Annotated in this window: 1 protein-coding gene; it reads right to left on the bottom strand. The window is 63.4% G+C overall.

The window, feature by feature from the left end; all coding sequences use genetic code 11:
• On the bottom strand, positions 1-666 hold a 666-nt coding region (locus tag GY725_19835), incomplete at its 3' end, for a DEAD/DEAH box helicase family protein (GenBank protein ID MCP4006437.1).
• Positions 667-686: the final 20 nt, after the last annotated feature.

Genomic DNA, 686 nt, shown 5'->3' with positions numbered 1-686 from the left:
CTTCTGCCCCTCCTCGAGGCCGTTTCGACAGTCGGTGAGGTTCCAGCGGCTATGGGAGAGCTTCCAGGCGATCTGGAAGGCGATGGCCGTCTTGCCGGTCCCCGTCGCTAGGGTCAGCAGGATGCGATCCTGGCCCTGGCTGATCGCATCCAGCGTCTTGGTGATCGCGTTGTGCTGGTAGTAGCGGGCCTGCCACTGTCCTCCCTTATCCTCGAACGGAACCGCGGAGAAACGGTTTCGCCAGAAACGCTCCTGGGCATCGCTCTCGCCGAAGGTTGCGTCCCAAAGTTCATCCGGTGTCGGATAGCGGTAGATATCGCCTTCGTCGCCGGTCTGCATATCCACGCGGTAGATGCCGTGGCCATTGGTGGAGAAGGTAAAGCGGGTCTGGAGTTTCTGGGCGTACTTCTTCGCCTGGCCTAACCCCTCGGTGACGGGGGCGCTCTCGCGCTTGGCCTCGATCACCGCGAGCTTCTGGTTCCGGTAGACGAGCACGTAGTCGGCGATCTCCTGCTTCGCCCGGGTGCCCGCGCCCTGCAGACGACCCAGCGTGATGATGACCTCGCGGCGCACGCGGCTGCCGTCGACCACGTCCCAGCCCGCGTCCTTGAGTGCCGGGTCGATCAGTTCGGCACGGGTTTCGGTTTCGTTGCGGTCTTTTGTCATATGCCGGCTTCCGAGAGCGT

This window comes from bacterium, from assembly GCA_024226335.1.
In the GTDB taxonomy this organism is placed as follows: domain Bacteria; phylum Myxococcota_A; class UBA9160; order SZUA-336; family SZUA-336; genus JAAELY01.
This window is presented reverse-complemented; position numbering and strand designations above follow the sequence as displayed.